This is a genomic window from Mesorhizobium sp. BR1-1-13 (assembly GCF_020165515.1).
GTDB lineage: Bacteria > Pseudomonadota > Alphaproteobacteria > Rhizobiales > Rhizobiaceae > Mesorhizobium.
In genome coordinates, this window is record NZ_JAIUIH010000001.1 from 63,245 (window position 1) to 83,525 (window position 20,281).

Consider the following 20,281-nt stretch of genomic DNA (forward strand, 5'->3'; position numbering starts at 1 on the left):
GTCGGAGTGCTCGGCAAGGCGTCGCTTCGCTCCTGCTAAGCCCAAGGACGACGAAGTTGTAGGGCTTCGGCCAAAAAACCGCTCTCCCGCCTTGCGCCGGCCATGCCTTCGCCCCACTCTTCCTTGAATCCAGAGAAGAGGCAGGGGACAAATCACGGATGGAGCATGCGATCTATCTCGTCACGCTGGTGGGCACCGCGCTTGTCGTCGTCGCCGCGTTTTCGAGCCTGATCGCCTTCCGCTTCGGCGCACCGCTGCTGCTTCTGTTTCTCTGCATCGGGCTCGCCACCGGAACCGATGGCCTCGGCATCGAGTTCGACAACGCCCGCATCGCCTATTTTGCCGGCTCACTGGCGCTGGCGGTGATCCTGTTCGATTCCGGCTTCGGCACGCCTCTCAATGCCTTGCGGCAGGCAGCCGGGCCGGCGCTGTCGCTGGCCACATTCGGCGTGATCCTCACCACTGGCCTGTTCGGCGCCGCCGCCTACTATATGCTCGATCTCACCTGGCTGGAATCCTTCCTGCTCGGTGCCGCCGTCGCCTCCACCGACGCGGCCGCCGTGTTCTTTCTTCTGCGCGCCGGCGAGATCAATCTGCGCGAGCGCGTGCGCTCCACGTTGGAGGTGGAGTCCGGCACCAACGATCCGATCGCCATCTTCCTGACCATCACCCTGGTCGAGATCATAGCCGCCCATGCCGACCCCGAGGCCAATGTCCTGGTCACCAACCTCATGCTCGGCTTCCTCATCAATATGGGCCTGGGCGCCATTGTCGGCGTGCTGGGGGGCCTCGCCATCGTGCGCCTCGTCGACCGGCTCAATCTCGACCATGGCCTGCTGCCGATCTTCGTGCTGACCCTGTCGCTGATGGTCTTCGCCGCCGCCGGCGCCATCGGCGGCTCCGGTTTCCTGGCGGTCTATCTTGCCGGTCTCATCGCGGGTAATTCCGACATCCGCGCCGTCACTATCCTCAAACGCTTCCAGGACGGCATGTCCTGGCTGGCGCAGATCATCATGTTCCTGATCCTCGGCCTGTTCGCGACGCCCTCGCAATTTCCGGCGATCATGGTGCCGGCGGTGCTGCTCGGCCTGTTCCTGATGTTCGTCGCCCGGCCGATCGCGGTCTGGCTTTGCCTGATCCCGTTTCGTCTGCCGCGCCCCGAAGTCGCCTTCGTTTCCTGGGTCGGCCTGCGCGGCGCCGTCTCGATCCTGCTTGCCATCACTCCCTTGCTCGGCGGGCTGGAGAATGGCCGCACCATCTTCAACGCCGCCTTCATCATCGTCCTGGTGTCACTCGTCATCCAGGGCTGGACCGTTGGTCCGCTGGCGCGCCGTCTCGGCCTGATCGTGCCGGCGCGGCTCGGACCTCTCGACAAGGTCGAGCTCGAACTGCCGGGCTCGGCCCATCACGAGCTCCTCGCCTACCGCGTCGCGCCGGGCAGCCCGGTGGCACGCGGCGAGCGCATCCCTCGCTGGGCGCGGCCCTCGCTGGTGTTGCGCGACGGACGCTCGATGCGTTTCCAGGACATGGGCAGGCTTGCCGCCGGCGACCAGGTCTACATCTTCGTGCCGGACCGCTATCCACGCCTCCTCGACAAGCTGTTCGCCAGCCGCGCCGTCGTCGACCCCGAGGATGCCGATTTCTTCGGTGCCTTTGCTGTCGATCCGGCGCGTTCCGCTGCCGAACTGGAAGCCGCTTACGCGCCGGGCCTGAGCGAGGCGGAACAGAACCTGACCGTCGGCGCTCTGGTCACGGCGCGGCTCGGCGGTCATGTCGAATACGCCGACCGCGTGCTGATCGGCCCGATCGAGCTGATCGTGCGTGACGTCGACGACAAGGGCAGGATCACAGGCCTGGGCCTCTCCTTCGAACCGACCGCGCCCGTGGCGCGGGTACCGGTCTTCCTCAGCGCAGGCGAGATCGCCGACCGGATCAAGGCTTTCGTCCAAACCTGGCGCAAGCCGGTGGAAACACCGATCACCGCGGCACGCGCAGACGAGAAAACCGAGCCGGCGGTGGAAAAGGCAACGACCGAAAGCTGACACGGCGATCCTTTGCGCCGCACCCATCCGCCTGCCGTGACGCTTCGCGACGTCAACGCCTTCGCCTTGAAAATTTCGCGCCCTCCCCAGCCAAGTCTTGCATCGTCGTCGGTGCGGGGTATGGTCCCGGCGATTTCTCAGCGAAAGGAACCAGCATGGCCAGCTTCAAGACACTGGACGATATCGGCAACATCAATGGCAAGCGCGTGCTGGTGCGCGTCGACCTCAACGTTCCCGTCGCTGAGGGCAAGGTCACCGACACGACCCGCATCGAACGCATCGCGCCGACCATCGCTGAATTGTCAGGCAAGGGCGCCAAGGTCATCCTGCTCGCCCATTTCGGCCGGCCCAAGGACGGTCCTTCGTCGGAATTCTCGCTGGAGCCGATCGCCAGGGCGACGGCCGAGGTGCTTGGCCGCCCCGTGGGCTTTGCCGGCGACTGCGTCGGCGACACGGCGGGAAGTGCGGTCGCCGCCATGAACAAGGGCGACGTGCTGCTGCTCGAGAACACCCGCTTCTACAAGGCCGAGGAGAAGAACGACCCGGCCTTCACCGAACGGCTCGCCGCCAATGGCGACATCTTCGTCAACGACGCCTTCTCCGCTGCCCACCGGGCGCATTCCTCGACCGAGGGACTGGCGCATCTGTTGCCGGCCTTTGCCGGCCGCACCATGCAGGCCGAACTGGAAGCGCTGGAGAAGGGCCTTGGAAATCCTGTTCGCCCCGTGGTCGCCATTGTCGGCGGCGCCAAGGTCTCGACCAAGATCGACCTGCTGATGAACCTGGTCAAGAAAGTCGACGCGCTGGTCATCGGCGGCGGTATGGCCAACACCTTTCTCGCCGCACGCGGCACCGACGTCGGCAAGTCGCTGTGCGAGCGCGACCTCGCCGCTACCGCCAAGCAGATCATGATCGAGGCGGCCGAGGCCGGCTGCGCCATCATCCTGCCCGTCGACGGTGTCGTGGCGAAGGAATTCAAGGCGGGTGCGGCCAGCGAAACCGTCGCCATCTCGGACGTTCCGGCGGATGGCATGATCCTCGATGTCGGCGAAAAGACCGTGAAGGCCGTTGCCGACTGGATCGACCGCGCCGCGACCTTGGTCTGGAACGGCCCGCTCGGCGCGTTCGAGATCGAACCCTTCGACCGCGCGACGATGGCGGCAGCCAGGCATGCGGCGACGCGCACCAAGGCCGGCAAGCTGGTTTCGGTGGCCGGTGGCGGCGATACCGTGGCGGCGCTCAACCAGGCCGGGGTTGCCGACGATTTCACCTATGTCTCGACCGCCGGCGGCGCCTTCCTCGAATGGATGGAAGGCAAGCCGCTGCCGGGCGTCGACGTGCTCAAGCGTTGAGACGATCAACTCGAGGCGAGCGCGCAGCGTTGCCGGGACTTTCGATCGATTGGAGCTTTCCGGCGTCATTCCTTTGGCGGTAGTGTTCTGTCAGGCGCAGAACAACACCGTCAAGGAGAAGCACGATGAGCGAACGTCTCGAAGGCATTGCCGCCGCGATGGTGGCCAACGGCAAGGGCCTGCTGGCCGCCGACGAAAGCTCGGGAACCATCAAGAAGCGCTTCGACGTCATCGGCGTCGAATCGACCGCGGACAGCCGGCGCGACTACCGCGAGATGATGTTCCGCACCAGCGACGCCATGACCAGGTATATTTCCGGCGTCATCCTCTATGACGAGACCATTCGCCAGAAAGCGGCCGACGGCACGCCGCTGGTCGATATCATCAAGGCTTCAGGCGCTATTCCCGGAATCAAGGTCGATGCCGGCGCCAAGCCTCTGGCCGGTTTTCCCGGCGACACGGTCACGGAGGGCCTCGACGGCCTGCGCGAGCGGCTCGCCGACTATTACAAGCTCGGCGCCCGCTTCGCCAAATGGCGTGCCGTAATCGACATCGACACGGCCAAGGGCGTGCCGTCGGTCACCTCGATCAGCGCGAACACCCACGCGCTCGCCCGCTATGCGGCCCTTTGCCAGGAAGCCGGCATCGTGCCGATCGTGGAGCCGGAAGTGCTGATGGACGGCGCCCACGACATCGACACGTGCTATGAAATCTCGAGGGCGACGCTGACGAAGCTCTACGACGAGCTCTACGCGGCCCGGGTGGTGCTCGAAGGCACGATCCTGAAGCCCAACATGGTGCTGGCGGGCAGGAAGTCGGGCGCGGTGAGCAGCCCTGAAGAGGTCGCGGAAAAGACCATAAAACTGTTCCGCGAGGCCGTGCCGGCGGCGGTGCCGGGGATAGCCTTCCTGTCCGGCGGCCAAGAGGACGAGGAAGCGACCGCCAACCTCAATGCCATCAACGCCATCGGCCCGCATCCGTGGAAGCTGACCTTCTCCTATGGCCGCGCCCTGCAGGCTGCCCCGCAGAAGGCCTGGAGCGGCAAGGCATCCAACGTTGCCGCGGGCCAGGCCGCCTTCACCCACCGCGCCCACATGAACCATCTGGCGGCGCTTGGACAATGGAGGCCGAGCCTGGAGCAGGCTGCCTGACCGCGGTTTTCCGTCTCTATCGGACCCGGGCCATGGGCCCGGGTTTTGCTGCGCTCCGCCGGACTTGGGATAAAGCGCCTCGATCCCTATTTCTCTCCAGCGCAGCAGGCGCGATGTCGGCTCACGCCCGTCCCGAACGTCCTTGGGATGAAGCCAGGGAGAGGTTCATGCATCGCAACAAGGTCGTTTCACGCGAGGATTGGTTCCAGGCGCACAAAACTCATCTGGCGCGCGAGAAGGAATTGACGCGCTTTCGCGAGCGCATCGCGGCGGAACGGCGCGAATTGCCCTGGCTGAAGGTGAGAAAGGACTACGTCTTCGAAACCGAGCAGGGTCCAAGATGCCTGGCCGAACTGTTCGCCGGCCGCAGCCAGCTGATCGTCTATCATTTCGTGTTCGGGCCCGGCTCGACCCATCATTGCGAAAGCTGTGCGTTCGTCGCCGACCACATCGACGGCGCCAATCAGCATCTGAGACATCATGACGTGTCGCTTGTCGCGGTGTCACGCGCGCCGCTCTCCGAGCTGCTGCCCTACCGAGAGCGCATGGGTTGGAAATTCGACTGGGTCTCATCCTATGCCTCGGACTTCAACTTCGACATGCAGGTGTCGTTCACCGACAAGCAGATCGCATCCGGTGAAGCGATCTACAATTTCGAGACGCCCGTTCTGAAATCGAAAGACCTGCCGGGCACCACGGTGTTCTACCGCGACGAGACCGGCGACATCTTCCTGACCTTCATGTCGCGCGCCCGCGGCAGCGAACAGCTGATCGGCGCCTATCAATATCTCGACCTTGCGCCGAAAGGCCGCGACGAGACCGGCCCTTACAGAACCTTGATGGACTGGGTGCGGCTGCACGACCAGTATGGAAACAGGTCGCAAGCGGACAAGGCTTAGGGCATTCAGCGATCCCATCGAACATTGGACGCTTGAAGGCGTCCGCCACCGGTGCAAGGATCGTTCACCTCCGGCGCAACATGCGTTAAATGCTGCTCGATGCGACGCTTTCCGGCTCTCCTCACCTGGCTCGCCTTCCCTGTCTATGTCTGGCAGGGGCTTGGCGTGCGCCGACGCACCTCGCGCATGCTGCCCGCGCAAGGCCCGGTCATCCATGAGATAGCCGGCGGGCAGCCGGCGGTCTGGCTGCTGGTGCTGGGCGATTCCTCCGCCGCCTCGGTCGGCATCGAAAAATCCGAGAATGGCCTGGCCGCGCAACTGGCCGCCCTGATCTCGCAGCGAACCGGCCGCGCCGTGCGCTGGCGCGCCGCTGGGTTCAATTCGGCGACCTCTGGGCAGATCCGCGACCACGTCCTGCCCAATCTCTCGGCCGATCCGTGGACGCATATCGTGCTCGCCATTGGCACCAACGATACCAAGAATTTCCACTCCGTGCCCCGCTTCAAGAAGGCGTTCGGCGGTCTGCTCTACGCGCTGCGCGCCAAATGGCCTGAGGCCCGCGTGGTGTGGTCTCCTGTGCTGGAGTTCACGCAAGCGCCGGCGATGCCGCCGCTGCTCGGCAGGAGCCTGGAAGTTCGCGCCGGTGAAATGAACCGGATGGGCGAACGTCTTTGCCTCGAACGCGGCGCGGTGCCGGCGCCGCGCTTGCCGATCACCAATCCCGATGCCGGCTTCGCCTCGGACGGATTTCATGCTTCGGAAGCCGGTTACCGGGCCTGGGCCGAGCACCTCGTCGGCTGCGTGATCGAAGAGTGATTGCCGCCGGCTGCGTGCCGGCCGACATCTTACGCATTCCGGGCGGAAAACCGCCAGACACCTTCCTGGAACTGCGCTACGTCCAGTGTCCAAGCACGGCCGTTATCGAAATGGCCGCCATAGCCAGGAGCGCCAGCTTCCAGAAGTCGCTGCGCCGTTTCAGCCCCGGCCAGCCGAGCGGCTTGATCAACTGGATGACCATGATGCCAAGGATGACGAGGGCGAGGAGTTTCGACATGCCGCCTTTGACCAGCATCGGAACCCGCTGTCAAAGCCTCTCGCGAGCGCCGAACCGGGCCATGCCGGCACTGATCGGCCGTTACTTCGCCGAGCTGACATCCTCCTGACAGACTGCTGTCAGGAGGGGTGTGCGATAGTGGCTCATCGAAGCAAGAGGAGGATAGCCATGAACGGGTTCACCATTCTGCATAATATGAAGCACTATGTCGGCAAGGTGCGCACGATGCGCAATGAGATCCGCACCAGGCGGTTCCTGAATGCATTGCCGGCGGACGTCCGCAAGGATATCGGCTGGCCGGACATGTATGATGGTCTTCATATCCGCGACAATTGAGTAATTTTTTTAGGCAAAGCTTGGAGGCCGGGATTGCCGCACCCAGATATCAAGCCCAGGCAAGCAAGTAACGCAATTCCCGGCGAAGGCGAACTGAGTGCGGCCTGTCACTTGAGACCGCGCATCTGGAGACGGAGCAAGTGCATGCCTGAGCAAAAGACGATTGGCTTTTTGTTCATCGAAGGCTTCGCCGACTGGGAATATGGCCTGCTGGCGGCATCTGCCGTCGAATGGTTCGGCGCCCGCGCGGTTTCGCTGACGCCGGACGGCAGGCCGGTGAGCGGGATCAGCGGTTTCCGGCTGACGCCCGACCGCTCGGCCCGCGCCGATGAAAATGCCGATCTCGATGCAATCGCCGTCATTGGCTCCGACCGATGGGCGGGCGAGACGCCGCCCGAGGTGGCGGAATTGCTCAGAGATGTCGCGAGGCGGGATGGTGTCGTCGGCGGTATCTGCGCCGGAACGCTGGCGCTGGCCCGAGCCGGCATGTTCGAGAAGGCGAGGCACACCAGCAATGGCCGTGACTGGATCAATCGCCACATTGCTGGCTATGCCGGCGATCACAATTATCAGGACGTGCCGCATGCCGTGTCCGACGGCAAGATCGTTTCCGCGCCAGGTTCGGCGCCCGGCACCTTCGCGCTGGCCTTCCTGAAGACGCTCTATCCTGAACGAAACGGCGAACTTGCCGAGATGCGGACGCTATTCGCCAGGGAGTATGCTGAACCCTCCTGACAGAATGGTGTCAGGAGCGCCATGCCATAGATGCGAGCGGTGAACAGGACGAGCGATGAAGAGCTGGACCGACAGATTGAACACGCCGAGGGTCAACGGCATCAAACCGGCCCCGCGCACGGTGGGAGATGGAGTCGAAGACCAGACGATGCTGGTGCCGACGGCGCGACAGGTCGACGAGTTCATCCGCTCGGTTCCCGAAGGCGTCGAGATGGACGTTCGCGCGCTGCGCATGGCGCTTGCCTTTGAACGTGGCGCCGAAGTGACATGCCCGGTCGCGATGGGCTATCATCGGCGTACCGTTGCCGAAGCAGCCATTGAGGATCTCGGGCGCGGCATGACGCTGAGCGATGTAGCGCCCTTCTGGCGCGAGCTCGATGCCGATGACGCCGACAACGAGGAAATTGTGCTTCGGCGCGGGATTTGTGGCCGCGCAGCGCAAGTGCGAAGGCCCGAAACCACCATGCATGCCGCCGAGTGTTCTGCGGTTTCGGAATAAAGGCATGCGCAAGAACACGATGCATGCCGCCCAAAAATGGGAACCGGTTTTGGGCGACATGCATAGAAACAACATCGAGGGACCATACGATGCGACGCGCCGACAGGCTCTTCCAGATCGTGCAGCATCTGCGCGGTGGCCGTCTGGTCACCGCGCAGAAGCTTGGCACATGGCTCGAGGTTTCCGAGCGAACCATCTATCGCGACATAGCCGACCTGCAGTCGACCGGAGTGCCGATCGACGGGGAAGCGGGCGTCGGCTACATGATGAGGGAGGGTTTCGACCTTCCACCGCTGATGTTCACGCGTGACGAGATCGTGGCGTTGGTCGCCGGCGCCCGCATGGTGCGTGCCTTTGGCGGTGCGGCCATGGCCCGGGCTGCTGATGAGGCTTTGGTCAAGATCGGCGCAGTGCTGCCCGATGCCGAAAAGGACCGTATCGCCCGCACCGAGATCCACACGCCGATGTGGGTGGTGAGCGACGCCGCGCGCGAGGCGATCGACCTGATCGAGCGCGCCATCGAAAAGCGCCAGGTGCTGACCATCGACTATTCGGACGAAGCTGGCCGCGGCACCGCCCGCGACATCAGGCCCTTGGGCCTTTGGTTCTGGGGCAAGGTGTGGACGCTGGTCGCCTGGTGCGAGATGCGCGACGATTTCCGCGCCTTCCGCATCGATCGCATCGCCTCGGTGGTCATCGCAGGCCGCGTCTTCAAGCCGGAGCGCGGCAAGCAGCTCGCCGATTTCTACCGGGCGGTGGAACGCAGCGAGGATTACGGCATGGCGCCGGATCGCGCGGCGCGAAGCTGAAATCTCCCGACCACGTAAAAAAGCCCGCTCGAAGCGGGCTTTTCGGTCGAATTGACGAGAATTCTACTCCTCGTCGTCGTTATCCTTGTCCTTCGACTTCAGAGCCGAGAGCTTGGCGAACACGGCATTGGCGTCGAGTTCGGCATCCTCGTCCTTCGGCTTTTCGGGAGCCGGAACCAGGCGCTCGGTCAGCGCCGCCGGCAGCAGTGTGTCGCCGACCGGCTGTGCCTGCTCGCGACCGCGCGATGCGCGGTTGACTTCCATGTCAAGATCGATCTGCGAGGCGAGACCGAGCGTCACCGGATCCATCGGCTGCAGGTTGGCAGAGTTCCAGTGCTTGCGCTCGCGGATCTGCTCGATCGTGGACTTGGTGGTGCCGACGAGGCGCGAGATCTGCGCGTCCTTCAATTCGGGATGGTTGCGCACCAGCCAGAGAATGGCGTTCGGCCGGTCCTGACGCTTCGACAGCGGGGTGTAGCGCGGACCCTTGCGCTTGGATTCGGGCACCCGCACCTTGGGGTCCGAAAGCTTCAACCGCTGGTTCGGATCCTTCTCGGCACGCGCGATCTCGTCGCGGGTCAGCTGGCCGGTCATGATCGGATCCATGCCCTTGATGCCTTGCGCCGATTCGCCGTCGGCGATCGCCTTGACCTCGAGCGGATGCAGCCCGCAGAACTGTGCTATCTGCTCGAAGGAAAGCGCGGTGTTGTCGACCAGCCAGACGGCGGTCGCCTTGGGCATCAGCAGGGTGTTGGCCATTGAAAAATCCTTCTCGTTCGCCCGCGTTCCCGCGCGGGCGGTGGTTTAGAGCCACCAAAATGGGAAATTCGCAGGTTATATAACCGCTCTCCGGCGGTTCCGCAATGTTTTTGGGAATGCGTTTTTGGGGACGCGCGTCGATCTGGCAACCACACCGGGGGCGGATCGATCACGGACCGGCACGAAATGGCGCCGCGAATATGTTTGGGATCCAGAAAGACAAAACCCGCCGGACAAGGTCCGGCGGGTTCGGAACCGGCGACGAGCAAGCGTCTGCGGCGGCTCTGCTTTGCGACCCCGCCTTGCGGCGGGGTGGTTCCTGAAGTCAGATCGCCTGGCGGGCGATCTTTTCGATGTCGGCGCGATTGATGCCGAGATCGCTGAGCTGGCGCGCATTGAGGCGGTTCAGTTCGCGCACGGTCTCGTTGTACATGCGCCAGTTACGGAAAGCGCGGATCGGGTTCATGTCAGTCCTCCAAGTGGGGTGTTCGTTTCGATGATGCTGAAATAGTCATCATCGAGCGGTACTTGAATGGCTGATTTTGCATAGCAATGATGCAAATGCTGCATTGCACCATTAAGCTTTTGTTCAGCTTGCAGGCAGGGACCGGGGTCGCGGGTATGAGCCCGCCTCGGCCAGCCGGGCATCGGCAATGTTGGCGTCAGCCGACGTCGAGCACGATCTTGCCGATGTGATCGCCTTCCTCCATACGCTCATGCGCCCGCCAGGCATCGGCAAGCGGGAAGATCATGTCCATCACGGGCGCGATCCGGCGCGTGCCGAGCAACGGCCACACCTGCGCTTCGAGCGCGGCTGCCAGCGCCGCCTTGAACTCGACGGTGCGCGGCCTCAGTGTCGAACCAGTATGAACAAGCCGCTTGACCATGATTTTCGAGAAATCGGCGCTCGCCACCGCGCCGCCTTGCAGGGCGATCTGGACGATCCGGCCCTCGACCGCCGCGGCCTCGTAGTTGCGCGCCACATAGTCGCCGCCGACCATGTCGAGGATGACGTCGGCACCCTTGCCGCCCGTCACTTCCTTGACCGCCGCGACGAAGTCCTCCTCGCGGTAGTTGATCGCCCGGTCGGCGCCGAGCTTCAGGCAGGCATCGCATTTCTCCTTGTTACCGGCCGTGGTGATGACATGGGCGCCGAAGGCAGATGCAAGCTGGATCGCCGTCGTGCCGATACCCGAAGAGCCGCCATGCACCAGCAGCGTTTCGCCTTTCTTCAAGCCGCCGCGCTCGAACACATTGTGCCAGACGGTGAAATAGTTCTCCGGCACGGCCGCCGCTTCCGTGTGGGTGAAACCGGCCGGCAGCGGCAGCACGCTGCCGGCATGGACCTTGACATATTCGGCATAGGCGCCGCCGGGGGTGAGCGCGCAGACGCGCTCGCCAAGGCGCCAGCGAGAGATCTCGTCGCCGAGCGCGGCCACTTCGCCCGACGCCTCCAGGCCCGGCAGGTCCGACGCGCCGGGCGGCGGTGGATAGGCGCCCTTGCGCTGCTGCACGTCGGGCCTGTTGACGCCGGCGGCGCGCACCTTGATCAATATCTCGCCGGGACCGGGCACAGGCACATCGCGCGTCTCCGGTTTCAGCACCCTGGGCCCACCCGGCTCGGAGATCGCGATGGCCGTCATCTTTGCCGGAATTTTAGATCCGCTCGCCATGAAATCTCCCGTCTTTCTTCGCCGCATTCTTGCCGGCCGTTTGCATCGACGCCCCTGTCCTATGTATGCTCATTGGCAAATCAGGCAAATGGCCAATCGGTATGGCGGAGGAGGAGCACAAATGGCGATCTTCGACGACGAACCCAAGAAGAAGGCGCGTCCGCACGAGATCGGCCAGGACCTGTCGCTGCTCTCCGTCGGCGAGTTGTCGGAACGGATTTCCATCCTGCGTGACGAGATCGCCCGGCTGGAGGCTGAACTCAAGTCGAAGGACAGCACCAAATCCGCGGCCGAGGCGCTGTTCCGCCGCGGATAAGGCCGAAAAGACCCGCCTCCGAAAAGCCCGAATGCGACTGTCTTCAGACTCTGCGTCTCTCCTCGATTTCAGCCGGATCAAAAAATGCTCGCAGCCTACAGACCGATCCTTTCGCTGCTGCGCGGCACCGCTTTCCTCTTGGCGGCGTCGGGATTGCACGGCCTGCTGTTACCCCTGCGCGGCCAGGTGGAAGGCTTCTCGACCGCATCGCTCGGCCTGATGGGCACGGCCTGGGCCGGCGGCTTCGTCACCGGCTGCTTCTTTGCACCACGTATCGTGCGCCGTGCCGGCCACGTGCGCGCCTTCGGCGCCTTCGCCGCGTCCGGCGCCATCGTTGCGCTGCTCACCGGACTGGTCATCGACGAATATGTCTGGATCCTGCTGCGCGCCTTCACCGGCTTCACCATGGCCGGCGCCTTCATGGTCATCGAAAGCTGGCTGAACGAAAAGGCCACCAACGAGAATCGCGGCACCGTCTTCGGCCTCTACATGATGGTCACCTATGCCTCGATCATGGGCGGGCAGATGATCGTCGCCGGCGGCGACGTGAAATCGGCCTCGCTCTTCATGATCACCGGCATCCTGTTCTGCCTGTCGCTGATCCCGACCGCGGTATCGACCGCCTCGCACCCCAAGCCGCTCCAGGACGTCAAGCTCGACGTCAAGGGGCTCTACGCCAACTCGCCGGTCTCGGCCATCGCTTGCGTCCTCATCGGCATCGCCAACGGCGCATGGGGCACGCTTGGCGCCGTCTATGGCGCCCGCATCGGCATCTCCACCGCCGAGATCGCCTTGATGATGAGCCTGGTGGTGGTGGCGGGTGCCGCCATGCAGCTTCCGGCGGGGCGTTTCTCCGACAAGACCGACCGGCGCTTCGTGCTGGCGGGTGCCGCCTTCGGCGCGGCGCTGTTCGCACTCTTGATCTTCCTGTTCGAGCCGCGCTCCGGCGTCTTCGTCATCGTCTTCACCGCCGCCTACGGTGCTTTCGCCTATACGCTCTATTCGATCGCCGTGGCGCATGCCAACGACCACGCCAGTGCCGAGGACTTCGTCAAGGTTTCGGGCGGCCTGCTGCTGCTCTATGGCTTCGGCACCATGATCGGACCCTTGCTGGCGGCCGCCCTGATGGGCTGGATGCGTCCGGAGGGCCTGTTCCTTGCGACCGCGTTCGCGCATCTTTCCCTGGCAGGCTACACGCTGCTGCGCATCAGCCGCCGCGCGCCGGTGCCGATCGAGGACCGCGATGCCTTCAAGACGCAGCCCGCCGACCGTTCGGTGACGCCGGAAGCATTGCGGCTTGACCCAAGAAGAAAAGCAGAAGCAAACGGTTGAGATTCGAAGAACTTTGCCTCACAAATGAGGCATGATGCTTTCCGACGCCTTCATGGCGATCGCCGATCCCAACCGGCGCCATCTCCTGGAAGAACTTCGACGCGGTCCAAAAACCGTCAATCAACTGGCAGCCGGGCTGCCGGTCTCCCGTCCGGCCGTATCGCAGCATCTGAAGGTGTTGCTCGATGCCGGCCTTGTCCACGCCAAGGCCGAAGGCACGCGGCGTGTCTATAGGGTGAGCAATGCCGGCTTCCTGAAGCTCAACATCTGGCTCGACCAATTCTGGCAGGCTTGATCGTTCCTGTTCAAACGACCGATCAAGGACCACGATCAGCCATCATTATAGGGGAAGAGCTCGAAATAGGGCTGCGCCTCCTCGATCACCCTGATGAAGGCTGGCCGCTGCAACAGCCGGTCATGATAGCGCTTCACGGCAGGATATCTGTCGCCGAACGGCTCGACCTTGTTGGCGTAGAACAGAGCCGGGGATGCCGCGCAATCGGCCATGGTGAAGGCATCACCCACAGCCCAGGTCCTCGACGCCATCTCCTGTTCGATGATCGCGTAGGAATTGCGCAACTGGTCGCGCGCCTGTTCGACGCCGAACGGATCGGTCCTGCCTTCCGGGCGCAGCCGGTCGCCGACGATCTTCTGCATCGGTTCCTGCACATAGAGATCGTAAAAGCGATCGGCCTGGCGAACCGCGATGGCGAGGTCGATATCGGCCGGGACGAGTTCGACCGGCCCGGGATAGTGCACGGCCAGATACTCGATGACGATGGTCGATTCCAGCACGGTGCGATCGCGCGCATCGTCGTGCAAGGCGGGCATCTTGCCCGAAGGCGCTATCTCCAGGAAGGCCGCGCGCGACTGCTGGTCGCCGAGATCGACGATGACGGACGCGAACGGCGTGCCGTTCTCGTAGAGCGCGATCAGCGGCTTCCAGCAGAACGAGGCCAGCGGATGGTAGTGAAGCGTCAGGGACATTTTTGCTCACCTGTCTCGGGGTTCACGTCGCCTAATACTGAAGTGTTTACTTAACTATTGTCCAAACTTGTGGCGTCAGGACCGCGCTTTGAGTGCCAATTGGCCCGGGTATGAGCGACGATGCCGGCGACGATCACATCCCAATCCTCCGGATGCAGTTCGTGGCCACCGCCTTCAACCCGGAGGAGTTTCGCGCCGGCGACCGCCCCGGCCAGCGCTTCGCCATGCTCGACCGGAAAGATGGGATCGGCCGTACCATGGATGACCAGCAGCGGCGCCTTCATCTCGTGCAGTCGGCCCCTCCATCGGTCGCTATCGCCCTTGAGCAGGAAATGGTTGGTCGCGCTGAGCAGGCCGCCGGAGCGATCATAGTCCCGCTCGATAAAAGCTCTCATGTGACCCTCGTCGAAGGGATGCGCTGTGCTGGCGATTGCCCTGGCATCTTTGATCATGAAGTCGATGACCTGGCGGCGATCCGACCAGTCGATGTGCGCGCCTTCAGCCGAATGTTTGATATAGGCATCGCTGGTCTGCGGCAGGTTCGAGGTGTCCACTCCCATCGGTGAGCTGCTGATCACGGTCAGCGACGCGACGCGGGACGGATGCTTGAGTGCCACAAGCTGCGCGATCATGCCGCCCATCGACATGCCGGCGATATGCGCCTTATCGAGGCCGTGGCTGTCGAGAACGCCGATCGCATCGTCGGCCTTGTCGTCGAATGTGTAGGGTGGCTCTCCACGCGGGTATGTGGTCGATCGGCCGGTATCGCGATTATCATAGCGGAGCACGAACAGTCCGGCTGCGGCGAGTTTCCGGCAAAGCGCCTCCGGCCACCACAGCATTGAGGCCATCGCTCCCATGATCAGCAACAGAGCGGGGTCGGCGGGGTCGCCAAAGGCTTCGGATATGATATCGGGGCGTCCGGTCTTCCTCATCGCGTGGCCTCCTCATCTGCTTGCATTTTGCAATCGGTTGCACCATAATAAAACCGATACGATAATGCAACCGGTTTTGGAGAAGTCGAATGAACATCGATCGCCGCTCGGGTTGCCCGATCAATCTCTCGCTGGAAGTGTTCGGCGACCGCTGGAGCCTGATCATCCTTCGCGACATGATTTTTGGCGGCAGGCGCCATTTTCGCGAATTGCTCAACGGATCGATGGAAGGCATTGCCTCCAACATACTGGCCGACCGGCTGAAGCGGCTGATGGATCTGGGCATGCTGACCAAGGCCGACGATCCCTCGCACAAGCAGAAGGCGATCTACAGCCTGACCGAAATGGCGATCACCCTGGTGCCGATCCTGGCCCATCTCGGCGCCTGGGGCCGCGTCTGGCTGCCGGTCAGCGCGGAATTGTCGATCCGCGCCGAGCTTCTGGAAAAGGGCGGGCCGCCACTATGGGAGAAATTCATGGACGAGTTGCGCCACGAGCATCTCGGCACGCCCGTCGATCCAGCGTCCGGCCCTTCTGTACGTGCGACCCTGCAGACCGCCTATGAAGCCGTGCTCGCCAGCAATGCTCTCAGCGCCAACCCGGCCGCTTGACCAACTATTTTCCCCGTTGAGTGGCCGGCTCTGCTACAAGAGGCCGAAAATCACGTCACGAGATTGGAACAGACTCTTGGTTGAGAACTCTAGGGATACTGCCCGCGCGCGCGCCGATCTGCGCTTTAAGAAGCAGGAAGAAGCGGCCACGGTCCGACAGAAGGCGATGGCCGAGTATGTCGCCGAGAGCGATGCTCGCAAGGTCAAGACCGACAAGCTGCGGGCGCTGCGGCTGGCCAAGGAAGCCGAAGACCTTGCCAACGCGCCGGCAGTGCCCGCCAAGAAGCCCGCCCGCGCCAAGAAGAAGTAGCACGCCGCTCCCCGGTTGCTTCGTTGCCGGCCCTGAGCCGTTGGCCGTTGATCGTGTTGGCATCGCGGCATCGGATCCGAATTTGCGGTGCCATCATCCCGCTTCCAGCGCGAAGCAATTTCAACCGGAACCTGGGTTGCCTCGTCCGGCTGGCCGCCGATGATATCCGTTTCAAAACAGGAGACTGCCATGACCGCGCTGCCGCTCGACAAAGCCCTCGAGATCATCGATGCCGCCTTCACCAAGGGCGCGGAGCTCAAGCTCAGGCCGCTCGGTGTCTCGGTGCTCGACGCCGGCGGCCATCTCGTCGCCTTCCAGCGCCAGGACGGCGCCTCGTTCCTGCGCCCGCAAATGTCCGCCGGCAAGGCCTATGGCGCGCTCGCCATCGGCATGGGCTCGCGCCGCGTCGAGGCCTTCGCCAAGGAGCGCCCGCATCTCATGACCGGCATCTCCGACGTCTCGGGCGGACGCGTGTTGCCGGTCGTGGGCGGTGTGCTGATCCGCGACAAGGCAGGCAGCATCATAGGCGCCGTCGGCATTTCCGGCGACAGCTCGGACAATGACGAAGCCGCCGCCATCGCCGGCATCGAGGCCGCCGGCTTCACCGCCGATCCGGGCTGAGGTTAATTCAGGTTGATATCCCTGCTCGCCGACCGCATCGACACCGAGAAGCCGGCGAGCACGTCGAACAGCGCGATGATCATCAGCGTGAAGAAGACCGAGTGCGCGGCGCCCTTGACCAGCAGGAACTCGACCAGGAAGGCCACGAAGACCAGCGTCGACAACAGATGGTCCATGATCGAGGCATTCGTGGTGCGCGCCGATTTCACGATCTCGACGAAGAGGAAGATGAGCCCGATCAGCACTATCAGGTCGCCGAGCGTCATCGAGAACACCCCGCCCGACATCATGCCGACGGAAAAGACCTCGCTCGCCCACGGATCGTCACCGCTGCCGAATATTCCGAGCAGCCCGAGATTGTAGAGAACAAAAGGCACGATCAGCAGCGGGACGGCACCGAACATCTGGCGTCTCCATTTGGGGGCACCTCTTTTGTAGAGTGCGCCAGCGGCACGCCGTCAAGAATTTTCGCAGCACGCCCCGAACACGCTAGAAGACCGAATGCAACAACGATGTCAGCCGGTTGTCCGGCCGACATCTTTGAATCGAGCCGCGGGATGCGTGACCGCGCACCCCGCTCGCGCTCAACGCTTGAAGTAGCCGGCGCGCACGGCCGCGCCGATGACGTTGAGGATGATATGGCCGGCCGTCATCGAGGTGATCTCGTTGACGTCGCGCGCCGGCGCGATCTCGACGATATCCATGCCGACCAGCCTTCCTTTGCCGACCAGCCCCTTGATGAGCTCAATCGTCTGCCGGTAGCTGACGCCGCCCGGCTGTGGCCCCTCGACCGCCGGCATCACCGCCGGATCGAGGCCGTCGGCATCGATGGTGAGATAGTAGCGGCCGCCGTCGGGAATTCGCTTCAGGAGCGCGGCGGTGCCGATGTCCTGCCATTCATTGGTGGTGATGATGTTGGCGCCATAGGCGCGGGCGGCCTCGACCTCCTCGGTGCGCGCGCTGCCTTGGCCGCGAACGCCGACCTGAAAAATATCCTTGATATGCGCCATTTCCGAGGCCCGCCGGATAGTGCTGGAATAGCCCTCCTTGACCCCGTTGACGTTGTCACGCCAGTCGAGATGGGCGTCGAGCTGAACCAGCGTGATCGGGCCCTCGCCATCGAGCGCCCGGAAGATCGGGATCGGAATGCCGTGGTCGCCGCCGATTGTGATCGGCAATGCGCCCGCGGCGCGGATCTTGCGGATCGCCGCTTCGGCTCTGCCGTAGTGCCCGACATGATCGGCCGCCGCGCCGGGAACGTCGCCGACGTCTACCACCTTGATGTCCTTGCCGTCGAAGACTGGCCCACCAATGTCGAAATCATAGCGGTCGAGCGCCTGGCTGATCCGCTGCGAGGCGCGCCGCACCGCGGTCGGCGCATTGGTCTGGTCGTTGATCAGCTCGTCGATCGTGTAGGGATCGCCATAGGGCATGCCGATGATGGCGACATCGGCCTTCAGCGTGTCGAGGTCCTCGACCAGCGGAAAGTTCATGAATGTCTGGAAGACATCGCGCGGCGCGGTGGTGAGTTTGGACATGGGATCTCCTCTTCGTTGAAGCTTTTTTGGATCAGGCGCCACGGCGGGCTGCGAGATGGGGCTGCAGCCTATGCTCCAGGCTGCGCGAGATCGCTGCCACGAAGGCCGTCAGCCCCCAGTACAGCAATGCGATGGCGGTGAATATTTCCACCGGCGAGAAGGTGCGGCCAATGATATTCTGGGCCATGTAGGTGAGTTCCGGCACGGTGATCGCCGACAGGATCGCCGATTCCTTGATCAGCGTGATGGTGAGATTGGTGGCCGCGGGCAGGATGTAGCCGAGCACCTGCGGCACCAGGATCGTGCGGAAGATGGTCAGGTAGCGCAGTCCCAGCGCGTAGCCGGCCTCGACCTGGCCGTACGAAATCGACTGGATCGCGCCCCTGATGATCTCGGCGGAATAGGCGCTGGCATAGGCCGACAGCGCGCCGATCGAAACAACCACCGGGGAGAGCCTGACACCGAACATCGGCAAGGCGTAGAACAAAAGGAAGATCTGGATCAGGAACGGGATGTTGCGGAATATTTCGACATAGGCCGAGACGATTGCCGCCGGCACCCGTCCGCCGCGCAGCCGGATCAGCGCCAGCACGGTACCGAGCGCGAAGCCGAACGGCAGTGCGACAGCGCACATCAGCACCGTGTTGCCGAAGCCCTTGGCGAGTATGTGCCAGTTATCCGCTATGACGGAAAAATCGAAGCTCATGCGCGTGCGCCTCGCGCCTTGAATTCCAGATGCCTGGTCAGCAGACTGCATGAGAGCAGCACGACGAAATACAGCACCGCCGCGATGCAGAAGGCCTCGACCGGCCGGTAGGTGACGTTCATGATGTTCTGCGCGGTGCGGGTCAGTTCCACCACCGCGATCACCGACAGGATCGAGGATGCCTTCACCAGCATGGTGAACTCGTTGACCATCGGCGGGATAATGGCGCGGAAGAGCTGTGGCAGGATGATCTTGAACCAGGTCACGGCAGGCTTCAGCCCGAGCGCCTTGGCCGCCTCGTACTGGCCGGCGGGAATGCGCGTCAGCCCGGCGCGCAGGATTTCGGCGACGAAGGCCGCGCTGTTGAAGCTGAGCGCCAGCACGCCGGCCAGGAGCGGCGGCAGGTCGATACCGACGAGGCCCGGCAGCACGTAGTAGACCATGAAGATCTGCACGATCAGCGGCGTGCCTCGGATGAAGCTGGTGTAGAGCGCGCCGATCCAGCGGATCACGCGCCAGCGCGACCTGCCGCATGCGAGCAGGCCGAAGCCGATCAATGTGCCCACCAGAAACCCCAGCGCCGAGACACCCAGCGTGATGCCGGCGCCGGCCAGGAATTCCGGCAGGAAGGTCAGCGTCTTGGAAAAATGGAACATTTTTCAGCTCGAATGATCCCTGAACGTCCGGCCCATCCAAGACCGGCGCGTCCAATGACTGGAACCGCCGGTCCGGCAGCACCGGGCGCCTGGTCGGCGGGCTTAGAGCGCGCCAGGCGGCAGATAGCCCTCGTCGGGCGTCTTCATCTCGAACCCGAACCATTTGAGCTGAAGCTCCTTCAGCTTGCCGCTATCCTTCAGCTCGCCAATCTTGGCGTTGATGAAGGCGCGCAGGTCCTTGTCCTCCGGCCGCACCACCCAGGACAGATAGGAGAATTCGCCGATCGAGCCGACGACCTTGTAGGTGTCGGGAACGTTCTTCATCAGAACGGCCGCCGAAGGCGAGGCGATGACGATGGCGTCGACCTGGCCGGAGGCCAGAGCGACATGGGTCTCGGGGAAGGAGGTGAACAGCTTCAGCTCGCCGACACCCTTGCCGCCCTTATCCTTGAGCTCCTTGTCATAGGCCTCGATGATGGGCTGCACGGAGGAGGCGAGTTGCGTGGCCACCACCATGCCGTTGATGTCCTCCGGCTTCTTGATGCGCTCCTCGTCGACGCGCACGACGACGACGTTCTCGAAAGAACCGGTCGGCCGCGTGTAGGCGTATTTCGCCGCCCGCTCGGCGTTGATGCCGGTCGAGGTTGCCATCAGGTCGAACTTCTTGGCCAGCAGCCCTGGCAGCAAGCCTTGGAAAGGCAGGTTGAGCTGGTCGAGCTTCACGCCGAGCTGACCGACCACATAGTCGAGAATGTCCTTGTTATAGCCGACGATCTGGCCGTCGCGGACGAATTCGAACGGCTCGAACGCCGCCTCGGTTCCGACGAGAATGGCGCCGCGTTGCTTGATTTGATCGACCAGCCCATCGGCATGGGCGGTGGCAGCGAACGGCAGGAGGAGCGGCGCGGCGGCAAGAAGGGCTAGGACGCGGCGGCGCGAAGCGGAAAGAAACTCACCCAT

At 63.5% G+C, this 20,281-nt stretch carries 26 protein-coding genes; 15 read left to right on the forward strand and 11 right to left on the reverse strand.

The window, feature by feature from the left end:
• Positions 1-158 precede the first annotated feature (158 nt).
• The 5 genes from LB533_RS00320 to LB533_RS00340 all read left to right on the forward strand — a co-directional run bounded on the left by LB533_RS00320 (position 159) and on the right by LB533_RS00340 (position 6,260).
• Complete coding sequence (locus tag LB533_RS00320) at positions 159-2,042, forward strand: potassium/proton antiporter (RefSeq protein WP_224676417.1); 1,884 nt, start codon at positions 159-161, stop codon at positions 2,040-2,042.
• A gap of 155 nt (positions 2,043-2,197) precedes the next feature.
• A complete protein-coding gene (locus LB533_RS00325; protein WP_224676418.1) occupies positions 2,198-3,394 on the forward strand; it encodes a phosphoglycerate kinase in 1,197 nt (398 codons plus the stop codon).
• Positions 3,395-3,519: 125 nt separating this feature from the next.
• Positions 3,520-4,545, forward strand: a complete 1,026-nt coding sequence (locus LB533_RS00330; RefSeq protein WP_224676419.1) for a class I fructose-bisphosphate aldolase — start codon at positions 3,520-3,522, stop codon at positions 4,543-4,545.
• 167 nt (positions 4,546-4,712) lie between these two features.
• Positions 4,713-5,444, forward strand: coding sequence for a DUF899 domain-containing protein (locus LB533_RS00335; protein ID WP_224676420.1), 732 nt, complete (start codon positions 4,713-4,715; stop codon positions 5,442-5,444).
• Positions 5,445-5,543: 99 nt separating this feature from the next.
• Positions 5,544-6,260: an SGNH/GDSL hydrolase family protein gene (locus LB533_RS00340; protein ID WP_224676421.1), complete on the forward strand. Its 717-nt coding sequence runs from the start codon at positions 5,544-5,546 to the stop codon at positions 6,258-6,260.
• 76 nt (positions 6,261-6,336) lie between these two features.
• Here the strand turns inward: LB533_RS00340 and LB533_RS00345 are convergent, their stop codons facing one another.
• Positions 6,337-6,516 carry a hypothetical protein gene (locus LB533_RS00345; protein ID WP_181165425.1) on the reverse strand — a complete coding sequence of 60 codons (180 nt, stop codon included), beginning with the start codon at positions 6,514-6,516 and terminating at the stop codon, positions 6,337-6,339.
• A gap of 150 nt (positions 6,517-6,666) precedes the next feature.
• Here LB533_RS00345 and LB533_RS00350 point away from each other — a divergent pair, with 150 nt between their 5' ends.
• From LB533_RS00350 to LB533_RS00365, 4 genes are all read left to right on the forward strand, one after another.
• Positions 6,667-6,834 (forward strand): hypothetical protein, encoded by a 168-nt coding sequence (locus LB533_RS00350; protein WP_140550927.1) that lies wholly within the window; start codon positions 6,667-6,669, stop codon positions 6,832-6,834.
• A gap of 144 nt (positions 6,835-6,978) precedes the next feature.
• Positions 6,979-7,569, forward strand: a complete 591-nt coding sequence (locus LB533_RS00355) for a type 1 glutamine amidotransferase family protein (protein ID WP_140644399.1) — start codon at positions 6,979-6,981, stop codon at positions 7,567-7,569.
• A 55-nt stretch (positions 7,570-7,624) separates the two neighbouring features.
• A complete protein-coding gene (locus tag LB533_RS00360) occupies positions 7,625-8,068 on the forward strand; it encodes a hypothetical protein (RefSeq protein ID WP_224676422.1) in 444 nt (147 codons plus the stop codon).
• 89 nt (positions 8,069-8,157) lie between these two features.
• The gene (locus tag LB533_RS00365) at positions 8,158-8,877 is read left to right on the forward strand and encodes a helix-turn-helix transcriptional regulator (protein ID WP_140500532.1); all 720 of its coding nucleotides are present in this window, start codon (positions 8,158-8,160) and stop codon (positions 8,875-8,877) included.
• Between the two features lie 63 nt (positions 8,878-8,940).
• Here the strand turns inward: LB533_RS00365 and LB533_RS00370 are convergent, their stop codons facing one another.
• The 3 genes from LB533_RS00370 to LB533_RS00380 all read right to left on the reverse strand — a co-directional run bounded on the left by LB533_RS00370 (position 8,941) and on the right by LB533_RS00380 (position 11,309).
• Positions 8,941-9,636 (reverse strand): DUF1013 domain-containing protein, encoded by a 696-nt coding sequence (locus LB533_RS00370; protein ID WP_140550924.1) that lies wholly within the window; start codon positions 9,634-9,636, stop codon positions 8,941-8,943.
• Positions 9,637-9,961: 325 nt separating this feature from the next.
• The gene (locus tag LB533_RS00375) at positions 9,962-10,102 is read right to left on the reverse strand and encodes a DUF1127 domain-containing protein (protein WP_140500528.1); all 141 of its coding nucleotides are present in this window, start codon (positions 10,100-10,102) and stop codon (positions 9,962-9,964) included.
• A 196-nt stretch (positions 10,103-10,298) separates the two neighbouring features.
• Positions 10,299-11,309: an NAD(P)H-quinone oxidoreductase gene (locus LB533_RS00380; protein WP_224676423.1), complete on the reverse strand. Its 1,011-nt coding sequence runs from the start codon at positions 11,307-11,309 to the stop codon at positions 10,299-10,301.
• A gap of 121 nt (positions 11,310-11,430) precedes the next feature.
• Between LB533_RS00380 and LB533_RS00385 the strand changes: the two genes are divergently transcribed.
• The 3 genes from LB533_RS00385 (at position 11,431) to LB533_RS00395 (ending at position 13,252) form a co-directional block, all read left to right on the forward strand.
• Positions 11,431-11,625, forward strand: a complete 195-nt coding sequence (locus LB533_RS00385; RefSeq protein ID WP_224676424.1) for a DUF1192 domain-containing protein — start codon at positions 11,431-11,433, stop codon at positions 11,623-11,625.
• Positions 11,626-11,709: 84 nt separating this feature from the next.
• A complete protein-coding gene (locus tag LB533_RS00390) occupies positions 11,710-12,957 on the forward strand; it encodes an MFS transporter (protein ID WP_140500523.1) in 1,248 nt (415 codons plus the stop codon).
• Positions 12,958-12,988: 31 nt separating this feature from the next.
• The gene (locus tag LB533_RS00395) at positions 12,989-13,252 is read left to right on the forward strand and encodes an ArsR/SmtB family transcription factor (RefSeq protein ID WP_224676425.1); all 264 of its coding nucleotides are present in this window, start codon (positions 12,989-12,991) and stop codon (positions 13,250-13,252) included.
• 35 nt (positions 13,253-13,287) lie between these two features.
• On the opposite strand, the gene LB533_RS00400 is transcribed toward LB533_RS00395, so the two are convergent.
• Together LB533_RS00400 and LB533_RS00405 are read right to left on the reverse strand one after the other, a co-directional pair.
• On the reverse strand, positions 13,288-13,944 hold the full coding sequence (locus LB533_RS00400; protein WP_224676426.1) for a glutathione S-transferase family protein: 657 nt from the start codon (positions 13,942-13,944) through the stop codon (positions 13,288-13,290).
• Between the two features lie 50 nt (positions 13,945-13,994).
• The gene (locus LB533_RS00405; RefSeq protein ID WP_224676427.1) at positions 13,995-14,879 is read right to left on the reverse strand and encodes an alpha/beta fold hydrolase; all 885 of its coding nucleotides are present in this window, start codon (positions 14,877-14,879) and stop codon (positions 13,995-13,997) included.
• 89 nt (positions 14,880-14,968) lie between these two features.
• Here LB533_RS00405 and LB533_RS00410 point away from each other — a divergent pair, with 89 nt between their 5' ends.
• The 3 genes from LB533_RS00410 (at position 14,969) to LB533_RS00420 (ending at position 16,421) form a co-directional block, all read left to right on the forward strand.
• Complete coding sequence (locus tag LB533_RS00410; protein ID WP_140641438.1) at positions 14,969-15,490, forward strand: winged helix-turn-helix transcriptional regulator; 522 nt, start codon at positions 14,969-14,971, stop codon at positions 15,488-15,490.
• A 76-nt stretch (positions 15,491-15,566) separates the two neighbouring features.
• Positions 15,567-15,800, forward strand: coding sequence for a hypothetical protein (locus LB533_RS00415; protein ID WP_140500515.1), 234 nt, complete (start codon positions 15,567-15,569; stop codon positions 15,798-15,800).
• A gap of 189 nt (positions 15,801-15,989) precedes the next feature.
• Positions 15,990-16,421 carry a GlcG/HbpS family heme-binding protein gene (locus tag LB533_RS00420; RefSeq protein WP_140562417.1) on the forward strand — a complete coding sequence of 144 codons (432 nt, stop codon included), beginning with the start codon at positions 15,990-15,992 and terminating at the stop codon, positions 16,419-16,421.
• 2 nt (positions 16,422-16,423) lie between these two features.
• On the opposite strand, the gene LB533_RS00425 is transcribed toward LB533_RS00420, so the two are convergent.
• The 5 genes from LB533_RS00425 to LB533_RS00445 form a co-directional block, all read right to left on the reverse strand.
• Entirely contained in the window at positions 16,424-16,825 is a 402-nt protein-coding gene (locus tag LB533_RS00425; RefSeq protein WP_140641436.1) for a hypothetical protein, read from the reverse strand.
• A gap of 180 nt (positions 16,826-17,005) precedes the next feature.
• The gene (locus LB533_RS00430; RefSeq protein ID WP_140562415.1) at positions 17,006-17,959 is read right to left on the reverse strand and encodes an agmatinase; all 954 of its coding nucleotides are present in this window, start codon (positions 17,957-17,959) and stop codon (positions 17,006-17,008) included.
• Positions 17,960-17,990: 31 nt separating this feature from the next.
• Positions 17,991-18,665, reverse strand: coding sequence for an amino acid ABC transporter permease (locus LB533_RS00435; RefSeq protein ID WP_181169424.1), 675 nt, complete (start codon positions 18,663-18,665; stop codon positions 17,991-17,993).
• Positions 18,662-19,321 carry an amino acid ABC transporter permease gene (locus LB533_RS00440; RefSeq protein WP_140641432.1) on the reverse strand — a complete coding sequence of 220 codons (660 nt, stop codon included), beginning with the start codon at positions 19,319-19,321 and terminating at the stop codon, positions 18,662-18,664. The genes LB533_RS00435 and LB533_RS00440 overlap by 4 nt, the downstream gene beginning before the upstream one ends.
• Positions 19,322-19,423: 102 nt before the next feature.
• Positions 19,424-20,281, reverse strand: coding sequence for a transporter substrate-binding domain-containing protein (locus tag LB533_RS00445; RefSeq protein WP_140641430.1), 858 nt, complete (start codon positions 20,279-20,281; stop codon positions 19,424-19,426).

Coding starts and splice junctions, on each gene's coding strand:
- LB533_RS00320 (WP_224676417.1), top strand. CDS start 159: ATGGAGCATGCGATCTATCTCGTCACGCTGGTGGGCACCGCGCTTGTC.
- LB533_RS00325 (WP_224676418.1), top strand. CDS start 2,198: ATGGCCAGCTTCAAGACACTGGACGATATCGGCAACATCAATGGCAAG.
- LB533_RS00330 (WP_224676419.1), top strand. CDS start 3,520: ATGAGCGAACGTCTCGAAGGCATTGCCGCCGCGATGGTGGCCAACGGC.
- LB533_RS00335 (WP_224676420.1), top strand. CDS start 4,713: ATGCATCGCAACAAGGTCGTTTCACGCGAGGATTGGTTCCAGGCGCAC.
- LB533_RS00340 (WP_224676421.1), top strand. CDS start 5,544: ATGCGACGCTTTCCGGCTCTCCTCACCTGGCTCGCCTTCCCTGTCTAT.
- LB533_RS00345 (WP_181165425.1), bottom strand. CDS start 6,516: ATGCTGGTCAAAGGCGGCATGTCGAAACTCCTCGCCCTCGTCATCCTT.
- LB533_RS00350 (WP_140550927.1), top strand. CDS start 6,667: ATGAACGGGTTCACCATTCTGCATAATATGAAGCACTATGTCGGCAAG.
- LB533_RS00355 (WP_140644399.1), top strand. CDS start 6,979: ATGCCTGAGCAAAAGACGATTGGCTTTTTGTTCATCGAAGGCTTCGCC.
- LB533_RS00360 (WP_224676422.1), top strand. CDS start 7,625: ATGAAGAGCTGGACCGACAGATTGAACACGCCGAGGGTCAACGGCATC.
- LB533_RS00365 (WP_140500532.1), top strand. CDS start 8,158: ATGCGACGCGCCGACAGGCTCTTCCAGATCGTGCAGCATCTGCGCGGT.
- LB533_RS00370 (WP_140550924.1), bottom strand. CDS start 9,636: ATGGCCAACACCCTGCTGATGCCCAAGGCGACCGCCGTCTGGCTGGTC.
- LB533_RS00375 (WP_140500528.1), bottom strand. CDS start 10,102: ATGAACCCGATCCGCGCTTTCCGTAACTGGCGCATGTACAACGAGACC.
- LB533_RS00380 (WP_224676423.1), bottom strand. CDS start 11,309: ATGGCGAGCGGATCTAAAATTCCGGCAAAGATGACGGCCATCGCGATC.
- LB533_RS00385 (WP_224676424.1), top strand. CDS start 11,431: ATGGCGATCTTCGACGACGAACCCAAGAAGAAGGCGCGTCCGCACGAG.
- LB533_RS00390 (WP_140500523.1), top strand. CDS start 11,710: ATGCTCGCAGCCTACAGACCGATCCTTTCGCTGCTGCGCGGCACCGCT.
- LB533_RS00395 (WP_224676425.1), top strand. CDS start 12,989: ATGATGCTTTCCGACGCCTTCATGGCGATCGCCGATCCCAACCGGCGC.
- LB533_RS00400 (WP_224676426.1), bottom strand. CDS start 13,944: ATGTCCCTGACGCTTCACTACCATCCGCTGGCCTCGTTCTGCTGGAAG.
- LB533_RS00405 (WP_224676427.1), bottom strand. CDS start 14,879: ATGAGGAAGACCGGACGCCCCGATATCATATCCGAAGCCTTTGGCGAC.
- LB533_RS00410 (WP_140641438.1), top strand. CDS start 14,969: ATGAACATCGATCGCCGCTCGGGTTGCCCGATCAATCTCTCGCTGGAA.
- LB533_RS00420 (WP_140562417.1), top strand. CDS start 15,990: ATGACCGCGCTGCCGCTCGACAAAGCCCTCGAGATCATCGATGCCGCC.
- LB533_RS00425 (WP_140641436.1), bottom strand. CDS start 16,825: ATGTTCGGTGCCGTCCCGCTGCTGATCGTGCCTTTTGTTCTCTACAAT.
- LB533_RS00430 (WP_140562415.1), bottom strand. CDS start 17,959: ATGTCCAAACTCACCACCGCGCCGCGCGATGTCTTCCAGACATTCATG.
- LB533_RS00435 (WP_181169424.1), bottom strand. CDS start 18,665: ATGAGCTTCGATTTTTCCGTCATAGCGGATAACTGGCACATACTCGCC.
- LB533_RS00440 (WP_140641432.1), bottom strand. CDS start 19,321: ATGTTCCATTTTTCCAAGACGCTGACCTTCCTGCCGGAATTCCTGGCC.
- LB533_RS00445 (WP_140641430.1), bottom strand. CDS start 20,281: ATGGGTGAGTTTCTTTCCGCTTCGCGCCGCCGCGTCCTAGCCCTTCTT.